A 23,533-nucleotide genomic window follows, 5' to 3' on the forward strand; every position below is an offset into this window, starting at 1 on the left:
AGAATGACAAAATTGGTAGCATTCTTCGCTTTGCAACAGTTTTCTATTCATTTGTAAGAACTTATTTTACAGCCCCTTTGCACAGGGTGTGGATAATTTGAGCGCGGCGCGCAGGGTGAAAACGGTGCCGTCCTGCCGGACATCGAGCGCGCCGTCGTAGCGCTCGGCTACGCGGCGCATGGCGGGGATGCCGAGACCGTGGCTGTCTGGATCAGTTTTCGTGGTGGAGAAGTTGTCTCCGGTGTGCAAGAGGGCGGAATTGCTGCACGAAAGGATGAAAAGCCCTTTTTTGACCGCGAGGGAAAGCTCTATGAACCGATCTTGGTCTTCGGGGAGCCGGTCGCAGGCCTCGATAGCGTTATCCACCGCGTTTGTGAGCAGGGTGCATAGGTCGGCGTCCGCCATGCCGAGAACCTCCGGCACATGGGCGTGACAGCGCACGCGGATTCCGCGATCGCGCGCGGGACCTAGGCGCGCGGCCAAAATATCGTTCACCAGAAAGTTCTCCGCGTAGTACAGGGGCGGCAACGCGTCCCTTTCGCGCCGGAGCGAAGCGAGGTAAGCGCCGAGCCGCGCCTCGTCCCCTGCTTGATAGAGTGCGGACAGCGTGTCCACATGATGTCTCAATTCGTGCCCCAGCGTGCGTACCTCGTCGATGCCGCGCCTCATTTGGGCCGCGCTTTCGGCGGCAAAACGGTTTTGCAGCGCTTCGGCGCGCAGGTCGGCGCTTTCCCGCAATAGGTCGGCGTTGCGGCGCACCATTAGTGCGCCGAACAGCAGAACCAGTGCGAATCCGGCGTATTCATTTTGCCAAGCGCCGTAGATCGGTTCAAAGGCGTTGGAGTCGCCGATACCCGCGAGCAAGCTCACGCCGAGCACGCCGCAGGCGGAGAGGATGAAAAACACCGTGCCCCCGCCGCCGCGCGCTAGGCCGAACGCCGCGCACAGCGCGAAACCGGCCCATACGGCTATTTTGTACCCATCGACCAGCGCGCCATATAGGCCGATCAGCCCGGCCGCGTGCGGTAAGATCCAGAGTACGGCGGCAAAACAAAGAAGGCAAAGCAACAACGAGAGCGGGCGGAAAAACCGCCGGTACCAGATACGATGATCGACACCCGCGGCGATCGCGGCCAGCGCCGCGGCTTGCGCCAGCACCAGCAGCCACGAAGCATCCTCTACGGCGTACCACAGCCGCGAATAGCCGCAGAACCGCCAGACAAAGGGATGGACGCAGTGCACGGCAAACGCAAGGCACAGTAAGCCAAAGTGGAAAAACAACCGATCGCGCGAGCGGGTCAGCCACAAGCTGAGCGAAAACAGGGCGAGCGTGAGCGCCGCGACGCACAGCACCGCGTAGGTGAGCGTGCGCGTGAGCAGCAGCCGGTCCATCACCGCCGGGGCGGCGAGGGCGGGGGGATAGGTCAATCCGCTGTAATAGTGCGAACGGTTGACGGTATCCAGTTCCAGCACGGTTTCGCCGGAAACGGGCACGCTGACTACGCCCGCGCCTGTTGCGGCGGCGGGCGCGCCGTTGATGCGAAGCGTGTATTCCGTAAAAATCGGCGGCAGTTCCAAAAGGAGAATGCGCGGCGCGCCGTCATAGTGCAGGGTCAAGCGGTAGCGCCCCTCGCCAAATGGAGAACCGCCGCCGGGCAGGAAAGAAAAATTGGAGTATTGGCCGATGAACACGGTCTGCCCGTTCAGCTCCCACCCGTCGATGAGGAACAGCGGGCGATCAAGATCGGCTTCGGAAAAGGAGAAAACGCCGTTCTCCCCATAGGGCGGACCGGCGGTGTACTTGTTGTCATAGCGGAAGGTTAGGGCCAAAAGCAGCGCGAAAAGGGCGAGCAGAAGCACGCTCCGCAAAACGGAGCGGTATATTTTTGTATCAAGTTTCTTCATCGCGCGCCCCCCTTTTTACCTATACCGTACCATGGAAACACAGGCGCCGTCAACCGCCCCGCGCTGCATTCGTGCCGCGTTTCAGGGCGCGAAGATTATGAAGGATGAGAACGTATTGGACAATCAGGCGCTGATCACCTACCTGTCCGATACGTTGTGGGGCATTGCCCCGTGAAACACTGGGCGGCGGCGTGAAGTGGCCCGCGATCTATGCGCTTATGCGCGATCAGATCAGCGACCCGCGCTATATTTACCCCGGTACGGTGCTGCGGCTGCCCGCGGCATAAGTGCGCGGAGGATTGATTCAAGGCAAGAGGGCGTGGAAAACCGTCAAGGTTTTCCGCGCCCTCTTGCCTTGAATTTAGTGGTGGCCGTGGTGCGAATGGCATACGGCAGCAGTGGAGCCGGTGTAATTGCAGCCATCGTAATTCCGGCACGAGCCGGTGCCGGTGCAAGAACCGTCGCACACGCCGTTTACCATGCAGACGGACGAATCGCACTGGCGGGCGGCGGCGCGGTGGTGGCCGCCGTGCGCGCTCGCCGTGCCGATGAGCGAACAGACGATCATAGCGGTGACCGCGACGCTCGAGAGCAATCTTCTCATGGGGTTCACCTTCCTTGTTGTTTGCCCCATTATACACCAGCGGCTGAGAAAGCGCAATCGCTTTTATGGCACAAGCAAAAGGGCCGGGACTTATGCCCGGCCCCTGCTGCCGTCAAGGATACGAAAAACCAAAATATGCGAGTAAGCCGTTATAAATGCCCTGCGCGAAGCCGTAGGGATCATCGCGCAGCTTGTTGGCGTCGTTTACGTTGGTCAGGTACGCCAATTCGACTAGGATAGAGGGCATATTGGTACGGCGCAGCACGTATAAACTGGGGTTTAGCCGCACGCCGTTGTCCCGCGTGCCCACACGCTCCACAATGCCGTTCAGCACATGCTGGGCCAGCCAGTAGGATTGGGAGTACTGCTGGTAAACGTAGACCTCTGTGCCGTTGATGGCCGGGTTGGTATTGGCGTTGCAGTGGATGCTGATAAAGTAATTGGCCGGCCAGCTGTTGGCCATGTTGACGCGCGTGGCAAGGCTCGTGGCGTTGCTGGTGCCGAGTACCTCATCCGGCGTGTTGCGGCTGAGCCGCACCTCGAACCGTGGATCGGCGCGGAGCATGTCGGCCAGATAGTGCGAAACGGTGTAGGTTACATCCTGTTCGCGCAGGCCGTTGCCTTCGGCCCCCGTGTTCGGGCCGGAGGGGTTGTGCCCCGGATCGATAAAAATTTTAATAGCCAAGGTAAAATCACCTCGCTGTATTTTATGCCGCGCGCCCGCCCGCGGTGCGGCGGGGAGAGTTTACATTTATCCGCTTGAATCCTCATTCGCCATGCGTTATACTGGCGCTTAGAAAGGATTTCGATATTTGTGGAACTGAAAATTGAGCCGGTATCGGCAAAAAACCGGAAAAGTGTGCTGGCGCTCACCGCCGCGCCGGGGCAGGAGGGCTTTGTGGAAACGCCCGCCGCATGCCTGCGGGAGGCGCGGCGGCTGCGGCTATGGCGGCCCGTGGCAATCTTAGCGGAGCAAACGGTGATTGGCTTTGCCATGTACGGTTTTTTCCCGCGCGAGGGCGCGAACGGCCGCGTTTGGCTGGATCGGCTGCTCATCGGCGGCGGACAGCAGGGCAAGGGCTACGGCAAGGCGGCCATTGGCCTGTTGATCGACCGGCTGCGGCGGGAATACGGCTGCGGCGAGGTATTTTTGAGCTGTTACCCGCAAAACACGGCGGCCATGCGGCTGTATCAAAAGCTAGGCTTTGCTCCAAACGGGGAAAAGGATATAAACGGTGAGGACGTGCTGGTGCTGCCCCTTGCCGAAACCGGTAACAGCGGCAAGCCCGGCGGCATATCGTGATAACAGATGGGGGCGTACTTACCTTAATGTAAAGGAGGGAATAGTATGTGCCGCCTGTCTGGAAGAAACCGCCGGTGTTGCTGCTGCTGTTGCTGCTGCCGCACGCGCTTTATGTCGGATGCTGCAAACGTTGATTTTGAAGCGATCCGCAGAAATGAAATTGCCCAAGGCCGGCTGAAGTGCTGCAAATGCTGCTGCTGCCGGTAATAGCATAAAGAGGCCGCTGCTTTCTGGTAAGCAACGGCCTCTCCTTTGCGCGGGTGGTTCGGTTGTATCATTTATAGAAACGGCTTCATCTGTTCGACGTTCGACTGTTCCGTGTGGAGCAGCTTTTCGGCAAGGCCGCGCACCTGCTTATCATCGCCCGCGTAGTCGTGCAGGTGCTTTAGGCCCTTGGTAATGCCCATGTTGTTGCCCTGAATGACCATTTCCGCGATCTTGGACGAGGAATTATCGGTCAGCGTTTCTAGGGTGGACATGACTTCGCTGGAAACGCGCGCCATAAGGCCGGGGTTTTTCGGCGTTTCGCCCTTGGAACGCAGCATGGAGCCGGATTGTTGCGCAATATCCTGATACTCCACAATTTGCGATTCGACGGCTTGGCGAAGCTTTGGGTTTTCTATTTGGCTGGTCACGTTTTGCAGACCTTCTATGCCCATTTCGGCGGTTTCGTGTACATATTGAAGCAGTTCAATGTCTTGCATTTCTTTCACCTCGGTTAAAAATTAATCCCCACAAGAGGATAAAATAACGAATAAAATAGGGAGAATATAACCACTTTCTTTTGCTGAATGAAAAAACAAGAAAAGTGGGGAAAACTATCCGTTTAGAGCGGCGTTTACCGCGTCGCCAAACGAGCGGGCGATCAGCTGCGGGCGCGTAATAGCGCTGCCGACCACAACGGCGTGCGCGCCAAGGCGTATGGCCTCCGCCGCCTGCTCGGGGGTGTTAAAATTGCCTTCCGCAATGACCGGGTGGCGGCACTCCGCGATCAGCCGACGCAGCACCTCGAACTTGTCCAGACCCTTGGACTGCGTGGTATAGCCGATCAGCGTGGTGCCGATATAATCGAAATCCAGCTTGTCGGCGCGCAGGCCCTCTTCCGCGGTAGAAATATCCGCCATAAAGGCTTGGCCGGGCCAGCGCTTGTGCAGGGTGGAAAGGAAGGTTTCATCCTGATCGATGGTCGCGTCCAGCGCGATGACCTCTGCCCCGACGCGGACAAGCGCTTCGATCTCCGCGTCGGTCGGCGTGATATAGGGCGCCATGCCGGGGTACTCCCGCTTGATGATGCCGATCACCGGCAGGGGCACAAGGCTGCGGATTTCGGCCACATCCTCCGCGCCGTTGGCGCGGATACCGGCCGCGCCGCCCTGCTGAGCGGCCACGGCCATGCGGCCCATAATGAAGGGGGAGTGCAGCGGTTCGTTTTCAAGCGCCTGACAGGAAACGATCAGGCCGCGCGGCAGTTTTTTACCCATATCAGCCCACCTCCCCGATGATCTCGTGGATTTTTTGCTTGATCAGGTCGGCCTTCGCGCCCCAAACGGCTTGGATACCGCCGCCCTTTACCTCTAAGACAGCCGCCGCGCCAAGGGATTTGAGCGCGTCCTTATCCACCTTGCCGGGGTCCTTCACGGCAACGCGCAGGCGGGTGATGCAGGCGTCCACGTCCTCCAGATTATCGCGCCCGCCAAGGGCTTCGATCACGTAGCGCGCGGTGTCGTGAAGCGAATCCTTGGTGGTCACGGCTACCTCGTCGTCCGCGTTTTCCTCACGGCCCGGCGTAGGCACATTGAAGCGGCGGATCAGGAAACGGAACAGCAGGTAGTAGATTACCGCCCACAAAATGCCGACCGGAATGACCAGCAGCCAGTTGGTGCGCTCGTTGCCCTGCAAAGCGCCGAAAAGCGTAAAGTCGATCAGGCCGCCCGAAAATGTGTTGCCGATGCGGATGGAAAGCAGATCGGCAACGAGGAAGGACAGACCGTCCAGTGCCGCGTGCACCACGTACAGCCACGGCGCGATAAAAAGGAACATGAACTCGATCGGTTCGGTGATACCGGTGAGGAACGAGGTCAGCGCGGCGCTGAGGAACAGGCCGTATACGGCCTTGCGGCGTTCCTTGGGCACGCAATGGTACATGGCAAGGCACGCGGCGGGCAGACCGAACATCATCGTCGCGAAGCGGCCCGCGAAAAAGCGGGTGCCGTGCGTGAACAGGCCCACATGAGTGGGATCGGCCAGTTCCGCAAAAAAGATGTTCTGCGCGCCGACGATTTGCTGGCCCGCAACCATCTCCACGCCGCCCAACTCGGTATACCAGAACAGCGGATATACCATGTGGTGCAGGCCGACTGCGCCGGTCAAGCGCAGCAGGAAGCCGTACAGGAAGGTGCCGATCGGGCCGAGCTTTGCGATAACGCCGCCCAGCGCGACAAGGCCGGTCTGTACGGGCGGCCAGATGAGGAAAAACGCCATACCGACGAAAATAGCGGCAAAGGACGAAATGATGGGGATAAACCGTGAGCCGCCGAAGAAGCCTAAAAAGGCGGGCAGCTGAATGCCGTTATAGCGCTTGTGGAAAAACGTGACGATCAGCGCGATCACGATGGAGCCGACCACGCCGGTGTCAATCGCGTCCGCGCCGGGGTGGAAAATATCCAGCATCATGGCGATCGTCGCGTTCATGACGAGGAAGGAGACCGCGGCGGCAAGGCCCACCGTGCCCTTGTCCTTCGTCGCAAGGCCAACGCCAAGGCCGATACAGATGATGAGCGACAGGTTGCTGAAAACCGCGTTACCGGCGGCGGACATGATTTGGAAAACCGCCTGCAACGCGAAGTGGTTTAGGAAGGGGTAAGCGCCGACGGTGTTCGGGTTGGATAGCGCCCCGCCGATGCCGAGCAGCAGGCCCGCCGCTGGCAGGATCGCGATCGGCAGCATAAACGCCTTGCCCAGTTTTTGCAGTTGCTTAAACATACGCATTCCTCCGCAATTTGGATTGGGTGTTAGCGTGCCCGGTTTTGGGGAGAAAAATGCGCAGGGGAGAAACGACCAATGACTTAAATATAGATAAGCATAGGTATCTGACAGCAGATCGCCCTGAATTATACTATTTGCATAATTCAGGGCGATCTATTTTCCTTTATTTAAGAAGTTCCCTAATTAGTTGGTCTTACTAGCTTGGTTCAACAAGCATTGATCCGCTTGCGTAACTCTGTAATCAGAAAATGAAAACTTGGGGATTGATTAGAGTCTAAACTCATATGTACGCCGATCATTTCTGCCCATTTGGCTTTTTCCTTCCCTATTTCTCGATAGGACGGGCAATCCTTTTTCATTCGCTTTAAGCCCCCGGGATAAATTGCTTCCGCAAGAAGTTCCCACGTCCCACAAATCGAGTCCTGCTCATAGGTATGAAGAATTTGCAGTTTTGCATTTGGATAAGCTTTCGCAAGCGCGGTTTCATCGCCTAGTAGCCAAGCTTCTACTTCTTCTACTGCAATGCAAAAAATGTGGTCAACAGTTATATCGTTTTTAATCGCAACTGTTTCAAGTTGCCGTCTAAAGTCTTCGGTGTTATTATCATCATTATCCAAGATAACAAAAATAGCAGAAGGTATATTTTGCAAACTTTTGTTAAAACCCCTTAAGTACGTAGCTAAATCATTCAAAAGTTTGCCAGTTCGTGTCTCCTTTACCGTATTCTTTTTGGTAAAGCCACCGATTCCTTGAAAGGCTTTGCAATTATACGTTATTTGTGAATTCTCATCTTGCAGCTTTGCCATAAGCGCTTGAATGAGTTTCTCGCTTGACTGATCCTCTAGAAGAAACTGAATGTGCATGGTATTATATCCCCCGTCAGCCAAAATATTTACTATACCATAGATCACCCATAAAAGCGCCTTCGTCAACTAAGTCAGTAACGAAGTCGTAATCAGAAGCCCTTGCGGCAGTCGAAAAGCCATCGACACTTTTTTCTAGTACCCAAACCTGTTCTGGTGATAAAGCGTTTACAAAGAAAGGACTGTGTGTCGTAACAAATAATTGCTTTCCATAACCCGCACCGACATTTTTAGCCATTTGAGTCGCTAAGTCGGCTAAATATTGATGGTAGAGTCCGTTTTCGGGTTCCTCAATAAATACAAGTTGACGCGGATTTTTTTCGTGCAACAGAAGATAATAGGCAAACAACTTTAAAGTGCCATCTGACATGCGCTGCGAAAAAAACGGCTCGGTAAATCCGCTCTGATAAAATTCCAAAACCATTTGGCCATTTTGTAGCTTAACAGGCTTGATTTTGGTTATATTTGGAATTTTGGTTTGAATATCTATAAGAATGCGCTCAAACTCTTTCGGATTTTCGCGATACATATATTGAGCGACATTGTTTAGGTTGCTTCCTTCTCTATTGAGATAAGGTGCGGGAGCTGCAGACTGAATTTGCCGTGCAGTATCCGGAGTAAAGTAACACAAATACCAGCTCTGTAAAAACGCAAGGAATTTTTCAATACGAAAGTACTGTTTCATTGCACCTAATGTTACAATACCTAGTTTACGAGTGTCGTTTAACTCTACATCAACTTTATTGCCGGTGATTTTTCCTTCATCATCTTGGCCGCCTTCAGACCCTTCGAAGGCATAGCCTTTACCATCAATTAAATATAAAAATGAGAGAGGACGGCCCATTTTTTGAACACGCTGCCTAAGTCTTTCTTCTTTTACATAAGGGCGGTCGTTTTTATCTTTGTCAATTGTTAACTCATAAGTGATTGGGCGTGTATTGCTTGTCTCACGATAATATATTTCAAAGTGAAGCGGCTGATCAGTTCCTTGTGAAATAATTTGATCATATCCCCCGCGATTCTTTGCATCACATGCACTTTCAACATCGGTAGCAAGGCAGTCTGAGATAAAACCAAAAGCATCGGCTAGCGTGCTTTTTCCGTTTCCACTTGGTCCAATAATTGCAACCATATTACCTAGTGGTGTTCCACCACGATCGCTAAGTAATTGTCCCATTTTTATACTTTTTAAAGAGCCATAATTTTGAATAGCAATGCCTAATATTTTACCCATGCGAGTACCTCCCAATAACATTGTAAAAGAACTAAAACTTATTTACCGCACTACTAAGCTTTTTAAGCAAAGCCTTTTTTATATAGGTTGTGATTAGTATACCACGATATTTGAATTTAAAAAAGCCTGTAGCAGTTGTTTTTGATAAAATTATCCAAGTTGCTTTTTTGAATAGGAAATAATTATCTGTTATAATTAGGCTGTGCTACAGAAAGAGCTAGATGCATACTGTCAGTTATCGTCAGGTTTAGACGTAGACAAATACATCAAAGGGTAATTGACATTTTACCTCTTGTGCATTAGAATAAATATGTAAAGGGGCACTGTCGGCAGACGGCTGACCCGGAAATGCGTTACAAAGTAGCCGCTATCTCTTGGTCGGAGGGGCGGCTACTTTGCATATGTGATAAAAATATGTAGCAAGATGATTGCACATATTGAAATTCGCAAGAATTTCGGTATATCCATATACACCACCCCTTTCAAAAGGAGTGGTCAGCCGCCTGCCCCGTCTGGTAACAGTGCCCGTAACTATAAAATACCACGATTCGACAAGAAGCGCAATGATAGGAATATAAAAACAGAACCGCAGGTCAGTTTGACTTGCGGTTCTGTTTGCGTTAGCGGCTATTTTCGTAATATGCGATCAGGCATTCGGCTAGGGGCGTGGTACGGTTGGGAACGCAGCCCAACTGGCGAAGGCGCTGGGCGGCGTAGCCCGCGAAGGGGAGGAAACGCTCAGTAACTTGCTTGGACTTCTGGTAAGCGGCGAGCGTTTCGGCAAGCTGGGTTTGGCGGTGCAGGCCGACGTATAGGGAGCTGAGTCTATGATAGCTGATTTTTGCTTGGCGGCGTGTTGTGACAGCGACGGGGGAAGAATCAAACGCCTCGCGCTTTTCATCCAGCGTTTGCAGGAACGCGTCCACATCCTGTGGAGAAAACCATTCAAGCAGGGCTAGGGTTTGTCCGAAGGCATAGTAAAACCGGTTGCCAAGTTCTATGAAATCTGTAACGAGATAAAAGTGCACTTCCACGATGGCGGTCTGCGCGGTATTCAGTTCATCAAAAAGCACGGCGGTTTTGTGAATGCATTCCAGATCCGCCGCGACGTAGTCGGGATTGGTTTTGATGAGAAAACGGTGTGTGCAGTCGAAATTTTCCCAATAATCATCCATATCGTTGCCGTTATTCGATAGAGATTGGAGAAAAGGCGTGTAGTTGGTCATGATTTGGCCTCCGGTGCTAGTTCATGTATTCAAGTGCGCTGCGAATCATTGTGGTTACAAGTTCGATTTGTCCGGGGGTAGCGCTTGACCAGAGCTGTGACAATACTTCAAAGTCGGTCAATTCGTTTTTCGTCAAGGTATCTTCCAACAAGTAAGTAGGTGAAACCTCTAATAGATTACATAAGGTAATAAATACCGGAAGGCTGGGTATTTTTCGGCCAGCTTCAATTTGGCGTAGGTACGTCGCATTGATATGACACATTTCAGCCAAACGCTCTCCGGTTAAATCTTTATTTTTGCGTGCGGCCTTGAGCCGCAACCCCATGAATTTTCTGTCCATATTATCCTCTTGTCGTGTGAACAAACTCTTTTTTAATGTATACTACTAGCTTATATGAAAGGTGCTTTCGGTGGTAGATTCTTGAGGAAGGGGCCTAAAAGCCTGTGGACTACGAATATTGGCTTATGGAGTCTATTATACACGAAAGTATATGCTAAAAGGACATCTAGCGAATGTCAAACGCAAAAAAGTTGCATTTTTTCAGGTGGCTCGCTGCGCTCGCGATGAAATGCGCGGCGGTAGCCGCGAAGGACGGTCGCGCCGCCCGGCGCGGGGGCAAAGGGGAAGGAACAACCATACGGTTTTTCCTTCCCCCTTGACCTCCATTCTTTTCCCTTCTCCTGTATGGGGGCGGCGTGTGCCGCCCTTTTGTTATAGAAACAATTTGTGGCGGTGCCGGATCGGGTGCCTAGGGATTCAGTGGACGGGTTGCTTTGCTCGGCCGGACCGGCCTGTTATGCGCGCCCACATTTGCTGGCGCTTCGCTTTCGGCGGGCTGGGGCAGCAATGTCATTCATATAAGGTCAGGCAAGACAAAAAGGTAACGCAAACACAGAACATGTAGGGCGCGACGCCCTCGGCGCGCCGAGAGCGAAGCACCGGGATAAGTGAGAGCATCAAACAGGCTGGTACGGCCGAGCGAAGGGACATGGTTTCTCAGCAAGTGTTACGTCCCTTCGAGACGGCGCGCCGAGGCGTGGTCCAGACCAGCTTCTCTTGGCCTTCGGCCAATTCACCTTCTCGCGCCCTGCTAGCTCGGTAATTCCCTTGTTTTTTCCTATGCGTTTCCCTTAACTAAATGACATTGCTGAGGTAAGCCCGCCATTATCGCGGCTACTGCCGCGTATTAAATTATGAGCGCAGCGAACTACCAGCGTTCACGATATGATGCTGTCCACGAGCTGCTGCATCTCGGTTTTGGAGGTGACCGCGTGCGTGCGGTTCACGATCTCGCGGCGCTCGCTTTCAGGCATACTGCTGAAGCGGCGGTAAGCATCCTCGTTTTGCATCAGCGCCATGCCGAAGCCCATGGGAAGCTCGCGTAAAATATCCATTTTAGTGCCCTCCTTCGCTGACGATCTGTTCCAGTACGGCGATCAGATCGTTCAGGGTATCGATTTGCACATCGCGCGAGAGAATCTCGTTTTTCAGATCAATGGAAAGGGTCTCGAACTGCGGCTGGAGCCGCGGGGCGATATGGGACATGTAAAACACCTCGTTTGAATTTTATTTAGCGGTAGTATGTGCCGTTTACGCCCCGCATATAACATAGAAAGGCACGGATAAAAGGGGCTGATCGTATCAAAAAGTTTGTTCACCATATTCCGATCGCGTTGATCGGCGGGGTGCTGTACATGGGCGTGGAGATGCTGTGGCGTGGCAAAACACACTGGACAATGGGTGTTTTGGGCGGCTTGTGCTTCGTTTTGATCGGGCTTTTAAACGAAACGCGCGGCAAGCGCCCGCCGCTATTGCTGCAAATGATAGAAGGGGCGTTCATCGTCACGGCGCTGGAGCTTGCGGTCGGGCTGATTGTGAACACGCATTTGGGCTGGAACGTATGGGATTACAGCGATATGCCGTTTAACTTTCTCGGCCAGATCACGCCGCAATTCACCTTTGCGTGGTTCTTTTTAAGCGCAGCCGCCGTTTGGTTGGAGGATCGCACGCACGTCGTTTTGCGCGACGCGCGCGACGAAGCGGAAAAGTTGCTGAAAAAATAAAAGCCCGCCCTTTACAAACCGGGCGGCGCAGGTATAATAAAAGCAACTAGAAGATAAGGATGTGAACAAAGATGCTGGAATATCCCGAAGTAACGGCGCGGGCGGAAGAACTGCGCGCACATGTGGCAGGCAAGCGGATCAAGGCGGTGCTGCCGCCGACAAAGCCGCATAAATTTTGTTGGTTTAGCGGAGAAGCGGGGGATTATGAAAAAAAGCTTGCGGGAAGCACGGTTGCCGGCGCGGAGGGCTTCGGCATTTTTGTAGAGCTTGTTTTTGACAACGGGCAGCGGCTTTGCATCAACGACGGGGTGAACGTGCGCCTTGTGGACAGTGGGGATAAAATAAAGGACTGGCAGCTTTTCCTTGCGTTTGAGGACGGCGCGGCGCTGGTATTCACGGTGGCGATGTACGGCGGCATCTACTTGCACACGGGCGAGTACGACGATCCGTATTACCTGAAAAGCAGAAAGGCGCTCGCGCCGGGGGACGACGGCTTTGCCGCGTACTACCGGCGGCTGCTCGAAGAGAGCAAGCCGAATTTAAGCGCCAAGGCGCTGCTTGCGACCGAGCAGCGCTTTCCCGGCATCGGCAACGGCGTGGCGCAGGATATTTTATTTCAGGCGGGTATCCACCCCAAACGCAAGCTGGGCACGCTGACCGAGCCGGACCGCGTGCGGCTGCTGGAAAGCATCCGCTCTGTTTTGGCGGAAATGGCGGCAAAGGGCGGGCGCGATACGGAAAAGAACATTTTTGGACAAAAGGGCGGCTATCAGACCCGCATGAGCAAAAACGCGCTTGCGGGCGGCTGCCCCAAATGCGGCGGCCCGATTACGAAGGAAGCGTATCTTGGCGGTTCGGTGTATTATTGCGCCGCGTGCCAGCCGCTAGAGCCATAAAACCATAAAAACGGGCGACCGGCGGTCGCAATGTCATTAAGATAAGCTTTACCCGATTGTCATTCTGAGGAACAGCGTGACGAAGAATCTCGCGCGAACGCGCGATTTCGGTAAATTCCGCGCGTTCGCGCGAGATCCTTCGCTTCGCTCAGGATGACAAACTTATAAAAATTTCTTAACTGAATGACATTGAACCGCCGGTCGCCCGTTTTTTTATGATTCCGTATCGGCCGCGCGGCTTTTGCGCAGGCGTTCTCTGCCGGGACATTTTTCGGGGTCTACCTTCCACATGCAAAGCGCGCAATTCAGGCAGCGGCCCGGGTAGCGTCCCGCGTTCACATCGTTTGCCCAACTGTAATTCACCAGCGAGCCGCGGCCGATTACTACCATATCCACCGCCGTTTCCCGCAAAATTTCTTCCGCCTGCTGCCCGTCACCAATCTGGTAAACGGCGAAAACAGGGATGGAAACGGCTTTTTTCACGCATTGCGCGCCGTAGATGCAGGAATTGAACGGATAATCCATGGGCTTTGTCAGTTCGGCTTCCCAATCGCAGCCATAAAAAGCATCGATAAAATCCACGCCCTGCGCTTCCAGCCACCTCGCGTTGCGTATGCCGGTTTGCAAATCGGGTTCAAACGCGCCCATGCGCACGCCTAAAATAAACTGCGGCGGCGTGACGCGCCGGATGCCTTCCAGAATATTGCGCAGCATGAAAAGATCGCGCGCGTTATAAGCGTCGGCGCGGCGGTTAATCTTGGGGTTCATAAATTCGCTAAGTAAATAGCCGTGGCTGGCATGGAGTTCCACACCGTCATACCCGGCTTGGTAAGCGCGCTTCGCGCCGTCGATGAACTGCTGTTCGATCGTATGGATTTCGGCCACAGTCAATCCGCGGCCCGCGCGCTCCTGCCCGTTACCCGTGCAGCGGTACGCGCTTGGCGCGACCTGATATGACGGCTTCGCCCCCAAAAGCCCCGCGTGGCTGAGCTGGATAATGGCGGGCATATGCGCGCGGTGCAGCACATCCGCGATGCGTTTCAGACCGTCGATCTGCCCATCTTCCCAAATGCCAAGCTGATCGAGCGTCAGGCGGCCTTCCCGGCAAACGCTGGTCGCTTCCTGTATCACCAGACCGGCGCCGCCATTCACAAGCGCTTCGTAATGCGCGATCCGTTTGTCGGTCACGCTGCCGGTATCGTCGCTCCACGTATAAATGACCAGCGGCGGCACACAAACGCGGTTTTTGATCGGAAACCCTTTTAGGTCCCATTCGCTGAACAGATGTACGAACCGATTTTCCATGCTACTCATTTCCTTCCTGCTTCAAAATGCGCATTTAGAGGAGCATTCTACTTTCATGATAGTCGCGCGCCCCCGCCATGTCAATATGTAGGGCGCGAAAAAAAGGGCACTATCCATTAAGAATAGTGCCCTTAGACTGATATAAACTGTGTTTATTGCAGGGCTTCGATAGAGGAAGCCAGCTTTGTGAGATGTTCGCGCAGGCTGTCCGCCTTGGCGCGTTCGACCGCTACGACCTTTTCCGGGGCCTTGGCGGTGAAGCCGGGGTTATCCAGCTTCTTCATGACAAAGGCGAGGTCGTCCTCTACCTTGGCCTTTTCCTTGAGCAGGCGCGCGCGCTCGGCTTCAAAGTCGATCAAATCGCCCATGGGCATATAAAGCTGCGCGTCCTCGGTGACGACGGAGGCCATTTTGGCCGCGTCCGCCGGGGCCTGCGCGATCAGCTCGATCTCCGAAGCGTAGGCCAGCTTGGGGAAGAAGCCGCTGCCGGCGTTGAAGGTGGCCGTCTTTTCGGTCAGGATCAGAACCTTGGCCTTTTTGGAGGGCGGCACGTTCATTTCCGCGCGGCGGTTGCGGATGGCGCGCACGGCGTTCATCAGCGTTTCCATCTGCGCTTCCTCGGCGGCGAAGTTCAGTTCTTCCTTATATTCCGGCCACTGGGAAATCATGACGCTTTCGCCCTCGTGCGGGAGCGCCTGCCAGATGGTCTCTGTGATGAAGGGCATGAACGGGTGCAGCAGCTGCATCGCGCCGGAAAGAACGTAGCACAGCACCTTCTGCACGTTCTCGTCCCCCGTTTGCAGGCGGGTCTTGGCGATCTCGATATACCAATCGCAGAAGTTGTCCCAAATGAAATCGTTCAGCTTGGACGCCGCAAGGCCCAGCTCATACTGGTCGATGTTGCGGGTAACCTCGCGCGCAAGGGTGTTGAACTTGGAAACAATCCACTTGTCTTCCAGCGTGAGGGTCTCGGGCAGGTCGGCCTTCTCTATGGTCAGGTTCATCTGGATAAAGCGCGAAGCGTTCCAAATCTTGTTGCAGAAGTTGCGGGACGCTTCCACGCGCTCGGTGGAGAAGCGCATGTCGTTTCCGGGGCTGTTGCCGGTGGCGAGCGTAAAGCGCAGCGCGTCCGCGCCGTACTGGTCGATCACCTCGAGCGGGTCGATGCCGTTGCCAAGGGATTTGGACATTTTGCGGCCCTGCGCGTCGCGCACCAGACCGTGGATATAAACGGTATCAAACGGGGTCTCGCCCATGTGCTCCACGCCGGAAAAGATCATGCGGGCGACCCAGAAGAAGATGATATCATAGCCCGTGACAAGAACGGAGGTGGGGTAGAAATATTCCAGCTCCTTGGTCTTTTCCGGCCAGCCGAGCGTGGAGAACGGCCACAGCGCGGAGGAGAACCAGGTATCGAGCACATCCTCTTCCTGCCGGACGTTGTGCGAGCCGCACTTGGGGCAGGTGTGGATATCTTCCTTGGAAACAATCATTTCGCCGCAATCGTCGCAATAGAACGCGGGGATGCGGTGGCCCCACCAAAGCTGGCGGGAGATGCACCAATCGTGCACGTTTTCCATCCAGCGCAGATAGGTCTTAGAGAAGCGGTCGGGCACGAACTTGGTTTCGCCGTCCGTAACGACCTTCATGGCGGGCTTCGCAAGCGGCGCCATTTTCACAAACCACTGGGCGGAGGTCATGGGTTCCACCGTGGTGCCGCAGCGGTAGCAGGTGCCTACGTTGTGCTCGTGCTCCTCGATCTTAACGAGGTAGCCGCCCTCTTCCAAATCCTTGACGACGGCTTTCCGGCACTCGTAACGGTCCATGCCGTTATACTTGCCGCCGTTTTCGTTCACGGTAGCATCCTCGTTAAAGACGAGGATCTGTTCCAGATCGTGGCGCTGGCCCATCTCGAAGTCGTTCGGGTCGTGGCAGGGCGTCACCTTGACGCAGCCGGTGCCGAACTCCATATCGACGTATTCATCGCCGAAGATCGGAATTTCACGGTTCATGATGGGCAGGATGCAGGTCTTGCCGATCAGGTGCTGATAGCGTTCGTCGTTCGGGTTGACGGCCACGCCGGTATCGCCCATGAAGGTTTCCGGGCGGGTGGTTGCGACGATCAGATCGCCCGAGCCGTCCGCGAGCGGGTAGCGGATGTGCCACAGCTTGCCGGGCTGGGTTTCGTATTCGACCTCCGCGTCGGATAGGGCGGTGGTGCAGTGCGGGCACCAGTTGATGATGCGGTGGCCCTTGTAAATAAGGCCCTTGTGATACAGATTGACAAATACCTCGCGCACGGCCTTGGAGCAGCCTTCGTCCATGGTGAAGCGCTCGCGCTCCCAGTCGCAGGACGAGCCGAGCTTTTTCAGTTGGTCGATGATGCGGTCGCCGTATTTGTTTTTCCAATCCCAAACGCGCTCTAGGAACTTTTCGCGGCCAAGGTCGTAGCGGGTCTTGCCCTCTTCCTTGCGAAGGGCTTCCTCTACCTTGATCTGCGTGGCAATGCCCGCGTGGTCGGTGCCGGGCATCCACAGGGCTTCGTAGCCCTGCATGCGCTTGGTGCGGATGAGGATATCTTGCAGGGTCTCGTCGAACGCGTGGCCCATGTGAAGCTGGCCGGTGACGTTCGGGGGCGGGATAACGATGGTGAAGGGCTTTTTATCCGGGTTTACCTCGGCATGGAAATAGCCCTTGTCGTTCCAGAAGCGGTACAGCTTGTCTTCTACCGCTTTGGGGTCATAGGTCTTGGGCAGTTCGCTCATAAATATGATCTCCTTTAAAAATGTGGCGGAAAATAAAAAAAGCTCCGTCCTATGACAGGACGAAGCATGGCTCCGTGGTACCACCTGATTTTCCGGGCGCTGACCCGGACACTCAACAGCCCGTAACGGGGGCCTGCCGGAACGGCTTACATACGCTTCAGCCGTTCTGCTCGGAAGCGACCTTCTCCCCGTCCGCCCAAGGGCTTGCACCAGCCGCCCTCTCTCTAAAAGGCCCGGAAGCGGGAATACTCCTCTTCTTCGCAGCATTTTTCTGCTATAACTTTTTTAGTATAGCGGGAAAAGCGGGGTTTGTCAAGTCAAGGCGGGCAGTTTCCTTCATTCCGTGCGGCGCATAGGATGAAACTGTCACTATCCTTAGGCTTCGCAGTATGGTATAATTTTATGTGTAAAAAACTGCGATTTAAGGGTAATATGGTAAGCCGATATTTTGAGATAAGAAACGCCGCCGATATGGGCAGGAGGGCACCTGATGAAGAAAAGATGGACCGCTGGAATACTAATTTTGTGCATGGTGGTTTCCTTGCTGCCGGGTACGGCGCTCGCGGCGGAGGAACAAGCGCCGCCCGCTGTCTACAGCGAGGGGCAGAGCATCGATTATGAGCGGCTGTACACCACGGCGGGCGCGACGGGCGGGGTGTCCATTATTGGGCTGAACACCGATTATGTAAAGACTCTCTCGCCTGACGAGGATGGGATCACGCGTATTCCGCTCGTTATTCCCGCGCAGATTGGCGGCAGAGATGTGGTGGAGATCGGCGCTGAAGCGTTGGGCAAGCATAAAATGAAAGATCCGGTTTATGAAAACGTGCGGTTTACAGAGATCGATCTGTCGAACGCAACCGAATTGCAGAAAATTGGGGAAAGAGCGTTTTACAATATGACAGGTTCCTATGAGGTGTACGAGAAACTGGACAGTACGCTGACTATTCCCAATGGGATCACGACGATCGGCAGTAATGCTTTTGGTAATCTTAAGGGTTTGCACGGCGACCTGCTTTTGCCGGACAGCGTGGAAACGATAGGCGACAGCGCGTTTGCTTGGACCGGGCTGGACGGTACCTTGAAACTGCCGGATAATCCGGCGTATACCAAGGTAAGCATGCAGTTTGCGTATGAATCGCCGTTGACGGCGATCGCGGGGCTGACGGCGGAAGGCGCTTTTCCATCCGCTATCACGGAGCTGGGTAAAAACGCGTTTGGGGATACCAATATAACGGGCGACGTGGTTTTGCCGGATACGATCACGATCTTAAACTCCGCCTTTCAGGGGTCTCAAATTGATTCGCTGTATGTGCCGAAGAGCGTAACGGCCATTGCTTCGACAATCATTGCGAGCTGCGACCAATTAAAATGGGCGCGGCTGGATTTTGATTCCACCATTCGTGTTCTAAAAGCGGATGATATGAACACAGAAGCTAGGTTTATGGGATGGGGCGATTACAGAAGCGATTTAAACGTCGTTTTAAATAATAAGGAAGCGTACGACTATTTAAAGGAAAAAACGTATTCCGCATATCAAAATAGGCTTACCTACCAAACCACGCTGTCGTTTTCCGGTTTGGACAGCAGCTACGACCGGCCTGTGCTGTACGACCGGCCTATCAACTGGGAGCTGAACAGCGACGGCTACACGTATTTTGAAAACACGGATTACAAATTTCCCAAGGGCGCGGGGAACGCGTGGAGCTTTACGGAAGGCGACGTGATTAACACCGTGGCCGAGACCGACAAGGCCACGGGCACGGTGCTGTATCCGGTAACAGCCGAGCCGAAGGTGACGATCACGACCAGCGGCGATATCAAGAAGGTGTATGACGGGGAAACCACGTACTTCACGATCACCGCCACCCTGCCCGAAGGGTATGAACTGAAAACCTCGGCCACCGCGCAGCCCGGCGACTATTTTATGCATTACCAGTGGTATAGCTGGTCGCAGGGCGTCAACGCGCCGGTGGAATATACCAAGATCTATTCCGGGCCCGCCAACGCCATTGGGTTTTCCGATGTGGCGGACAGCATGGATGGGCAGTACGACAGCAATAATATCGCCCACGGATATTATGTAATAGCGGTTTTTTATAAAAGAAACGAGTCCACCAATACGTTGCTGCACCGGGAAGATATTTATTTCAAAGTAAGCATTACCAAGGCCACCCCGACCGTCGCGCCGGAATATCCGGCGGTGTCGATCGCGGGCAAAAAACTGGCCGATCTGCCGCTTGCGGCGGGGAAGGACGCGGGCGCGGGAGTGATCGCTTGGTCGGAAGCGGAGGAAACCGTCCGCGAGGGCGGCGGCGAATATAACTGGGTGTTCACACCGGAGGATACTGAAAATTATGAGACCGTGACCGGCGCGGCGAACATCACCGGCAAAAAGGGCTATTCCATTACGATAACCGACAGCGCGGGCGTGGGCGCGGCGGGTTCGCGGGTGCACGCGGACGACGCGGTGAGCCGGTTGGAAACACAGGGAGATCAAACGACGCTTTTCGTTATTCCCGATGAAACAGTGACCATTTTGCCCGGCTCGCCCGCGGCGGGCAACGGTATCGGCGCGGTCACGGTAAAGACGGCGAGCGATGGCGCGCCGGTCGCCGCCGAGCGGCAGGAGGACGGCGCCTATACCTTTTCCATGCCGGACGCGCCGGTGGCAGTCACGGTCACCTATCGGCAAGAGCACACGGTAACGGTAACAGCGGGCGCGCACGGCACGGTCTCGCCCGCCGGAACGGTAAGCGCGGCGGCCGGAGAAGCGCTTACCCTTACCTTTACACCGGATTATGGCTACAAGCTGGCCCGCGTAACGGTGGACGGCGCGGCGGTGCCGGTCAACGGCAATACGTTTACGCTGATTCCGGAAAAGGACTGCGCTATAGAGGCCCTATTTGAACAACTGGTGGTAGACGATCTGGATGAAATCGTCGATAACCTGCCGGAGGCCCCTTCGAGCGGAGACCAAAGCGAGATCGACGCGATACTGGACGCAAAAATGCACTATGAAGCCGTGAAGGATGAGTTGGAAGGCGCGGACGAAGCCGCCGAAACGCTCAACGACAAATTGGCGCAGCTGCCGAACGTGAAGGTGCGCGTGGAGGCCGACGCCGCGCCCGCCGCGCCGCAAAACACGGGCAGCCTACTGGAAAACATGACGAGCGAGGACGCGGAGGCGCTGAAAACAGGCGCGGCCGCGCAGTTTGAGATCGTGCTGGAGGTAGCGGAGGCGAAACCGGAGGACGCGGTGCAAGAATCGATCACGAACGCGCTGGGCGGCGCGTCGGTCGCAAGCTTTGCGGATGTGACGGTGAAAAAGATCATCACCGACGCGCAGGAGAAGCAAGAGATCGTGGAGCTGAGCGAGCTGAAGCGGCCGGTCGAGTTGGTATTCCCGATCCCGGCGGAGCTTCGGCAAACGCCCGGCAATATCAGCCGCGAATTCCTCATTTTGCGCACGCATCAGGTTGACGGTGCGCTGGTGACCGAGGCGCTTCTGGATGAAGACGACAACCCGAATACCTACACGGTGCGCAGCAGCCGGTTTTCCGTTTATACGCTGGCCTATCAGGATATGCAGCGGGAAAGCTCCGGTTCGAGCGGGAGCGCGACCTATCGGGTCGCTGTGGCGGAGGGCGCGGCGCACGGCGCCGTAACGGTGGACCGGTATTATGCGGCCCGAAACGCGGCCGTGACCATTACCGTGAAACCGGATGCGGGCTATACGCTGGGTGAGCTGACCGTGACCGGCCCGAACGGCAAAACCGTGGCGGTGACGGATGCGGGGAACGGCGTTTACAAGTTCCAAATGCCCGCGGGCAAGGTGACGGTGGCGGCTTCCTTTTCCGCATCGGATGGCTGCGCGTACAGCGACCACTGCGCGGCAAAGCGCTTTACCGATGTACCGCCGGCGAGCTGGTACCATGAAGCGGTGGATTACGTGGTGGGGCACGGGCTGATGAAGGGCGCAAGCGACACCGCGTTCGCGCCCGATGGCGATACCACGCGCGGCATGCTTGCCGCGATCCTGTACCGGCGGGAGGGAAGCCCCACCGTCGGCGCGGAAAGCGCGTTTACCGATGTGGCAACAAACCGGTATGATACCGCCGCGATCACTTGGGCCAGCGCTGAGGGCATTGTGACCGGCTATGGCGGCGGCCTTTTCGGGCCGGACGACGCGCTCACCCGCGAGCAGCTTGCGGCCATTCTGTACCGCTATGCGCGGCTGCGGGGGCACGATGGTTCCGCCGGGGCCGACCTGTCCGCGTTCAGCGACGCGGCGCAGATCAGCGCCTATGCCACGGACGCGATGCGCTGGGCCAACGCCGCCGGACTGATCACCGGCAAGGGCGGCGGCCTTCTGGACCCGAAGGGAAGCGCCAAGCGCAGCGAGACCGCCGCGATCCTCATGCGAATGAATCGGTATTTGGAAGCGTAGGGCGGCTGAAAATAAAGCAAAGCCAAGCGTACCCACCTTGAAAGTGTGGGCACGCTTGGCTTTTATTTTACCGATGAAATTGGGTTTTTTAGGAATGAAATAGACTATAAATGCGCCAGCTGCGCACGACATACGTTGGATTCATGAACAAAAGAGATAATATGGAGTCGGTATGACAGTCGACAAATTGAGAGAAAAAATTATAATTTGTATTGACATTTAACTAAGCTAGTTATAGAATATAAACATAAAAACACCTTGAAGGTGAATCGATATTTGAAAAGGTGAAAACACTGGGGATTGAGCAGACGGGTCGCTTTTTTTGACTTGAATCCGCTAATCAATTTGAAGATTGTGGGTTGCTTCCAAAGGAACCGACCTGTAATCATAAAAAGCTGTTAGATTAAGGAAAGGGTGTTGCGTATGATTGCATTAAAAAATCCACATAAAACCGAAAGGCTGGACACCTTGCCGCAGAGCGGCAACTCGGATTTGTGTGGATGCCTTAATTATAGCATGGTTAGTAGAAAAAAGCAATAGATCATAATTAAAGAGAAATGCATTGTCCATATAACTATAAAGAGAAAGGGATTTTTTCATCGCTATTATTTACCGTAAAAATCTTCTTGTTAATGAATAGACGTAAGAATTTAATGAGATGGTTTGACGATAATAGAGTATCCTGAAATGAATTACTAAATGACAGTCAAGCTTTTTAGTAGTTATATAGACAATTACCAAAGCTGTACGATTGAGCATGACAATGAATTATTTAGACTACTGAACAAACCTTATTAGATGTACAAACAAATAGGAGGATACTAAAATGAAAAAAATTAGAAAAATGCTGTCACTCATCTGTGCACTTACTCTAATGTTTGGTGGAAGTAATGCTTTTGCGGCTGCGAATGAAGTCCATGAGTTGGTTCCGGTTCCACCGGTTGATAGCGAAATCATGCCCTTTGGAACGGATTACCCTACAGTTTCTAAACCCACATACGATCTTTCGTCTGAAACATATTCTTATGATTGCAAAGAAATTATGAGCACCCTATATACCGATGCATGGTTTAAGGGTTCATCTACCATGGTTGTTAAAATTCAAAATTATAAGTGCACATCTAATCCGGAATTTGGTGGTGGAAGTATTACCGTAAGAGTGTATAATACCCATAATGAAGTCGTTAAAACGAAAACTGTAGATATGGCCTTGACAACCAGCGCAACAGTTGATTTTTCTGGCTTAAAAGCGGGAAGCAAGTATTTTGTTTCTTTTAGTGTAGGTGGAGGTCTTGGCTATAAGTATTCCTTTTATGGCACTATATCTAACTGGATTTAAAATATATGAAAAAGCATGGTCACAGGATAGCGGTTTTGGTTCTGCTACTATATGGAATTGTTTTGGCGCGGCTCAAGATATGGAAAAGCATTGGAACGTTTGGAGAAAATCCGACCCGACATAGGGAAATCGTTAACCTTTTTTCAGATGGATTGGTTGAAATTGAATGGAATCCTTTTCATACTTTGCAGCTCTCCTGTACGACTATTCCTGAGCTGATGCCTGTTGTGCTATTCAATTTTCTGATTTTTTTGCCTGTAGGTTTTTTGTTGCCGCTATGCTTGCATTCTAAGAAGTGCGGTCCTTGTTTGCTTTGGTTTCTTATTATAAGCCTGATATTAAATCTGACATCATTTGCGTTACAACATAGTATTCTCGATCTGGGTGACATACTTCTGAATGTACTTGGTGGTTTATTTGGATGGGCACTCTATACCTTGCTAGTCAAAAAAATGAACCAAAAGCAAAACGAGCGGATAAGTACAAATTGACCACTCCTACATCAATTCTATCTATGCAAAAAGCTTCTCTTTGAAAAGGGAAGCTTTTTGTACGCTATGGGTGAGTTTTAACGTGCGGTTGGCCTCGGTAGCG

At 53.9% G+C, this 23,533-nt stretch carries 23 protein-coding genes and 1 other annotated feature; of the genes, 8 read left to right on the top strand and 15 right to left on the bottom strand.

Annotated elements, in window-relative coordinates:
- Positions 1 to 66 precede the first annotated feature (66 nt).
- Entirely contained in the window at positions 67 to 1,905 is a 1,839-nt protein-coding gene (locus NE562_RS12765) for a GHKL domain-containing protein (RefSeq protein ID WP_280962815.1), read from the bottom strand.
- A gap of 31 nt (positions 1,906 to 1,936) precedes the next feature.
- Between NE562_RS12765 and NE562_RS12770 the strand changes: the two genes are divergently transcribed.
- Together NE562_RS12770 and NE562_RS12775 are read left to right on the top strand one after the other, a co-directional pair.
- On the top strand, positions 1,937 to 2,080 hold the full coding sequence (locus NE562_RS12770; protein ID WP_280962816.1) for a hypothetical protein: 144 nt from the start codon (positions 1,937 to 1,939) through the stop codon (positions 2,078 to 2,080).
- Positions 2,070 to 2,192: a LysM peptidoglycan-binding domain-containing protein gene (locus NE562_RS12775; RefSeq protein ID WP_280962817.1), complete on the top strand. Its 123-nt coding sequence runs from the start codon at positions 2,070 to 2,072 to the stop codon at positions 2,190 to 2,192. The genes NE562_RS12770 and NE562_RS12775 overlap by 11 nt, the downstream gene beginning before the upstream one ends.
- 74 nt (positions 2,193 to 2,266) lie before the next feature.
- Here the strand turns inward: NE562_RS12775 and NE562_RS12780 are convergent, their stop codons facing one another.
- Together NE562_RS12780 and NE562_RS12785 are read right to left on the bottom strand one after the other, a co-directional pair.
- Entirely contained in the window at positions 2,267 to 2,509 is a 243-nt protein-coding gene (locus tag NE562_RS12780; RefSeq protein ID WP_280962818.1) for a hypothetical protein, read from the bottom strand.
- A gap of 112 nt (positions 2,510 to 2,621) precedes the next feature.
- Positions 2,622 to 3,194 (bottom strand): N-acetylmuramoyl-L-alanine amidase family protein, encoded by a 573-nt coding sequence (locus NE562_RS12785; protein ID WP_280962819.1) that lies wholly within the window; start codon positions 3,192 to 3,194, stop codon positions 2,622 to 2,624.
- A gap of 129 nt (positions 3,195 to 3,323) precedes the next feature.
- Between NE562_RS12785 and NE562_RS12790 the strand changes: the two genes are divergently transcribed.
- The gene (locus NE562_RS12790; RefSeq protein ID WP_280962820.1) at positions 3,324 to 3,812 is read left to right on the top strand and encodes a GNAT family N-acetyltransferase; all 489 of its coding nucleotides are present in this window, start codon (positions 3,324 to 3,326) and stop codon (positions 3,810 to 3,812) included.
- A gap of 18 nt (positions 3,813 to 3,830) precedes the next feature.
- On the opposite strand, the gene NE562_RS12795 is transcribed toward NE562_RS12790, so the two are convergent.
- The 10 genes from NE562_RS12795 to NE562_RS12840 all read right to left on the bottom strand — a co-directional run bounded on the left by NE562_RS12795 (position 3,831) and on the right by NE562_RS12840 (position 11,666).
- Complete coding sequence (locus NE562_RS12795) at positions 3,831 to 4,025, bottom strand: hypothetical protein (protein WP_280962821.1); 195 nt, start codon at positions 4,023 to 4,025, stop codon at positions 3,831 to 3,833.
- A 65-nt stretch (positions 4,026 to 4,090) separates the two neighbouring features.
- Positions 4,091 to 4,516, bottom strand: coding sequence for a PA2169 family four-helix-bundle protein (locus NE562_RS12800; RefSeq protein ID WP_280962822.1), 426 nt, complete (start codon positions 4,514 to 4,516; stop codon positions 4,091 to 4,093).
- Between the two features lie 114 nt (positions 4,517 to 4,630).
- The gene (locus NE562_RS12805; protein WP_280962823.1) at positions 4,631 to 5,293 is read right to left on the bottom strand and encodes an N-acetylmannosamine-6-phosphate 2-epimerase; all 663 of its coding nucleotides are present in this window, start codon (positions 5,291 to 5,293) and stop codon (positions 4,631 to 4,633) included.
- A gap of 1 nt (position 5,294) precedes the next feature.
- Positions 5,295 to 6,794 (bottom strand): PTS transporter subunit EIIC, encoded by a 1,500-nt coding sequence (locus tag NE562_RS12810; RefSeq protein ID WP_280962824.1) that lies wholly within the window; start codon positions 6,792 to 6,794, stop codon positions 5,295 to 5,297.
- A 209-nt stretch (positions 6,795 to 7,003) separates the two neighbouring features.
- Complete coding sequence (locus NE562_RS12815; RefSeq protein ID WP_330645962.1) at positions 7,004 to 7,603, bottom strand: hypothetical protein; 600 nt, start codon at positions 7,601 to 7,603, stop codon at positions 7,004 to 7,006.
- A 73-nt stretch (positions 7,604 to 7,676) separates the two neighbouring features.
- Positions 7,677 to 8,894, bottom strand: coding sequence for an AAA family ATPase (locus tag NE562_RS12820; RefSeq protein ID WP_280962826.1), 1,218 nt, complete (start codon positions 8,892 to 8,894; stop codon positions 7,677 to 7,679).
- A gap of 620 nt (positions 8,895 to 9,514) precedes the next feature.
- Positions 9,515 to 10,120, bottom strand: a complete 606-nt coding sequence (locus NE562_RS12825; protein WP_280962827.1) for a hypothetical protein — start codon at positions 10,118 to 10,120, stop codon at positions 9,515 to 9,517.
- A gap of 16 nt (positions 10,121 to 10,136) precedes the next feature.
- Entirely contained in the window at positions 10,137 to 10,460 is a 324-nt protein-coding gene (locus NE562_RS12830; protein ID WP_280962828.1) for a helix-turn-helix domain-containing protein, read from the bottom strand.
- A gap of 878 nt (positions 10,461 to 11,338) precedes the next feature.
- Positions 11,339 to 11,515, bottom strand: a complete 177-nt coding sequence (locus tag NE562_RS12835) for a hypothetical protein (protein WP_280962829.1) — start codon at positions 11,513 to 11,515, stop codon at positions 11,339 to 11,341.
- Between the two features lies 1 nt (position 11,516).
- Positions 11,517 to 11,666, bottom strand: coding sequence for a hypothetical protein (locus NE562_RS12840; RefSeq protein WP_280962830.1), 150 nt, complete (start codon positions 11,664 to 11,666; stop codon positions 11,517 to 11,519).
- Between the two features lie 128 nt (positions 11,667 to 11,794).
- On the opposite strand from NE562_RS12840, the gene NE562_RS12845 reads away from it, so the two are divergent.
- Entirely contained in the window at positions 11,795 to 12,184 is a 390-nt protein-coding gene (locus NE562_RS12845) for a putative ABC transporter permease (RefSeq protein WP_280962831.1), read from the top strand.
- 71 nt (positions 12,185 to 12,255) lie between these two features.
- Entirely contained in the window at positions 12,256 to 13,080 is an 825-nt protein-coding gene (locus NE562_RS12850; RefSeq protein ID WP_280962832.1) for a DNA-formamidopyrimidine glycosylase family protein, read from the top strand.
- A gap of 213 nt (positions 13,081 to 13,293) precedes the next feature.
- Here the strand turns inward: NE562_RS12850 and NE562_RS12855 are convergent, their stop codons facing one another.
- Both NE562_RS12855 and NE562_RS12860 read right to left on the bottom strand, forming a co-directional pair.
- A complete protein-coding gene (locus NE562_RS12855; protein WP_280962833.1) occupies positions 13,294 to 14,385 on the bottom strand; it encodes an NADH:flavin oxidoreductase in 1,092 nt (363 codons plus the stop codon).
- Between the two features lie 152 nt (positions 14,386 to 14,537).
- Positions 14,538 to 17,150, bottom strand: coding sequence for a valine--tRNA ligase (locus tag NE562_RS12860; RefSeq protein WP_280962834.1), 2,613 nt, complete (start codon positions 17,148 to 17,150; stop codon positions 14,538 to 14,540).
- 52 nt (positions 17,151 to 17,202) lie between these two features.
- Positions 17,203 to 17,421: a binding site (T-box leader), on the bottom strand.
- Positions 17,422 to 17,640: 219 nt separating this feature from the next.
- Between NE562_RS12860 and NE562_RS12865 the strand changes: the two genes are divergently transcribed.
- The 3 genes from NE562_RS12865 to NE562_RS12875 all read left to right on the top strand — a co-directional run bounded on the left by NE562_RS12865 (position 17,641) and on the right by NE562_RS12875 (position 23,430).
- The gene (locus NE562_RS12865; RefSeq protein ID WP_280962835.1) at positions 17,641 to 21,600 is read left to right on the top strand and encodes an S-layer homology domain-containing protein; all 3,960 of its coding nucleotides are present in this window, start codon (positions 17,641 to 17,643) and stop codon (positions 21,598 to 21,600) included.
- A gap of 826 nt (positions 21,601 to 22,426) precedes the next feature.
- Positions 22,427 to 22,939 (top strand): hypothetical protein, encoded by a 513-nt coding sequence (locus tag NE562_RS12870; protein ID WP_280962836.1) that lies wholly within the window; start codon positions 22,427 to 22,429, stop codon positions 22,937 to 22,939.
- Between the two features lie 5 nt (positions 22,940 to 22,944).
- Positions 22,945 to 23,430 (top strand): VanZ family protein, encoded by a 486-nt coding sequence (locus NE562_RS12875; protein ID WP_280962837.1) that lies wholly within the window; start codon positions 22,945 to 22,947, stop codon positions 23,428 to 23,430.
- The last annotated feature ends 103 nt before the right edge of the window (positions 23,431 to 23,533 follow it).

Source organism: Butyricicoccus faecihominis (assembly GCF_024462775.1).
GTDB classification, from domain to species: Bacteria; Bacillota; Clostridia; order Oscillospirales; family Butyricicoccaceae; genus Agathobaculum; species Agathobaculum faecihominis_A.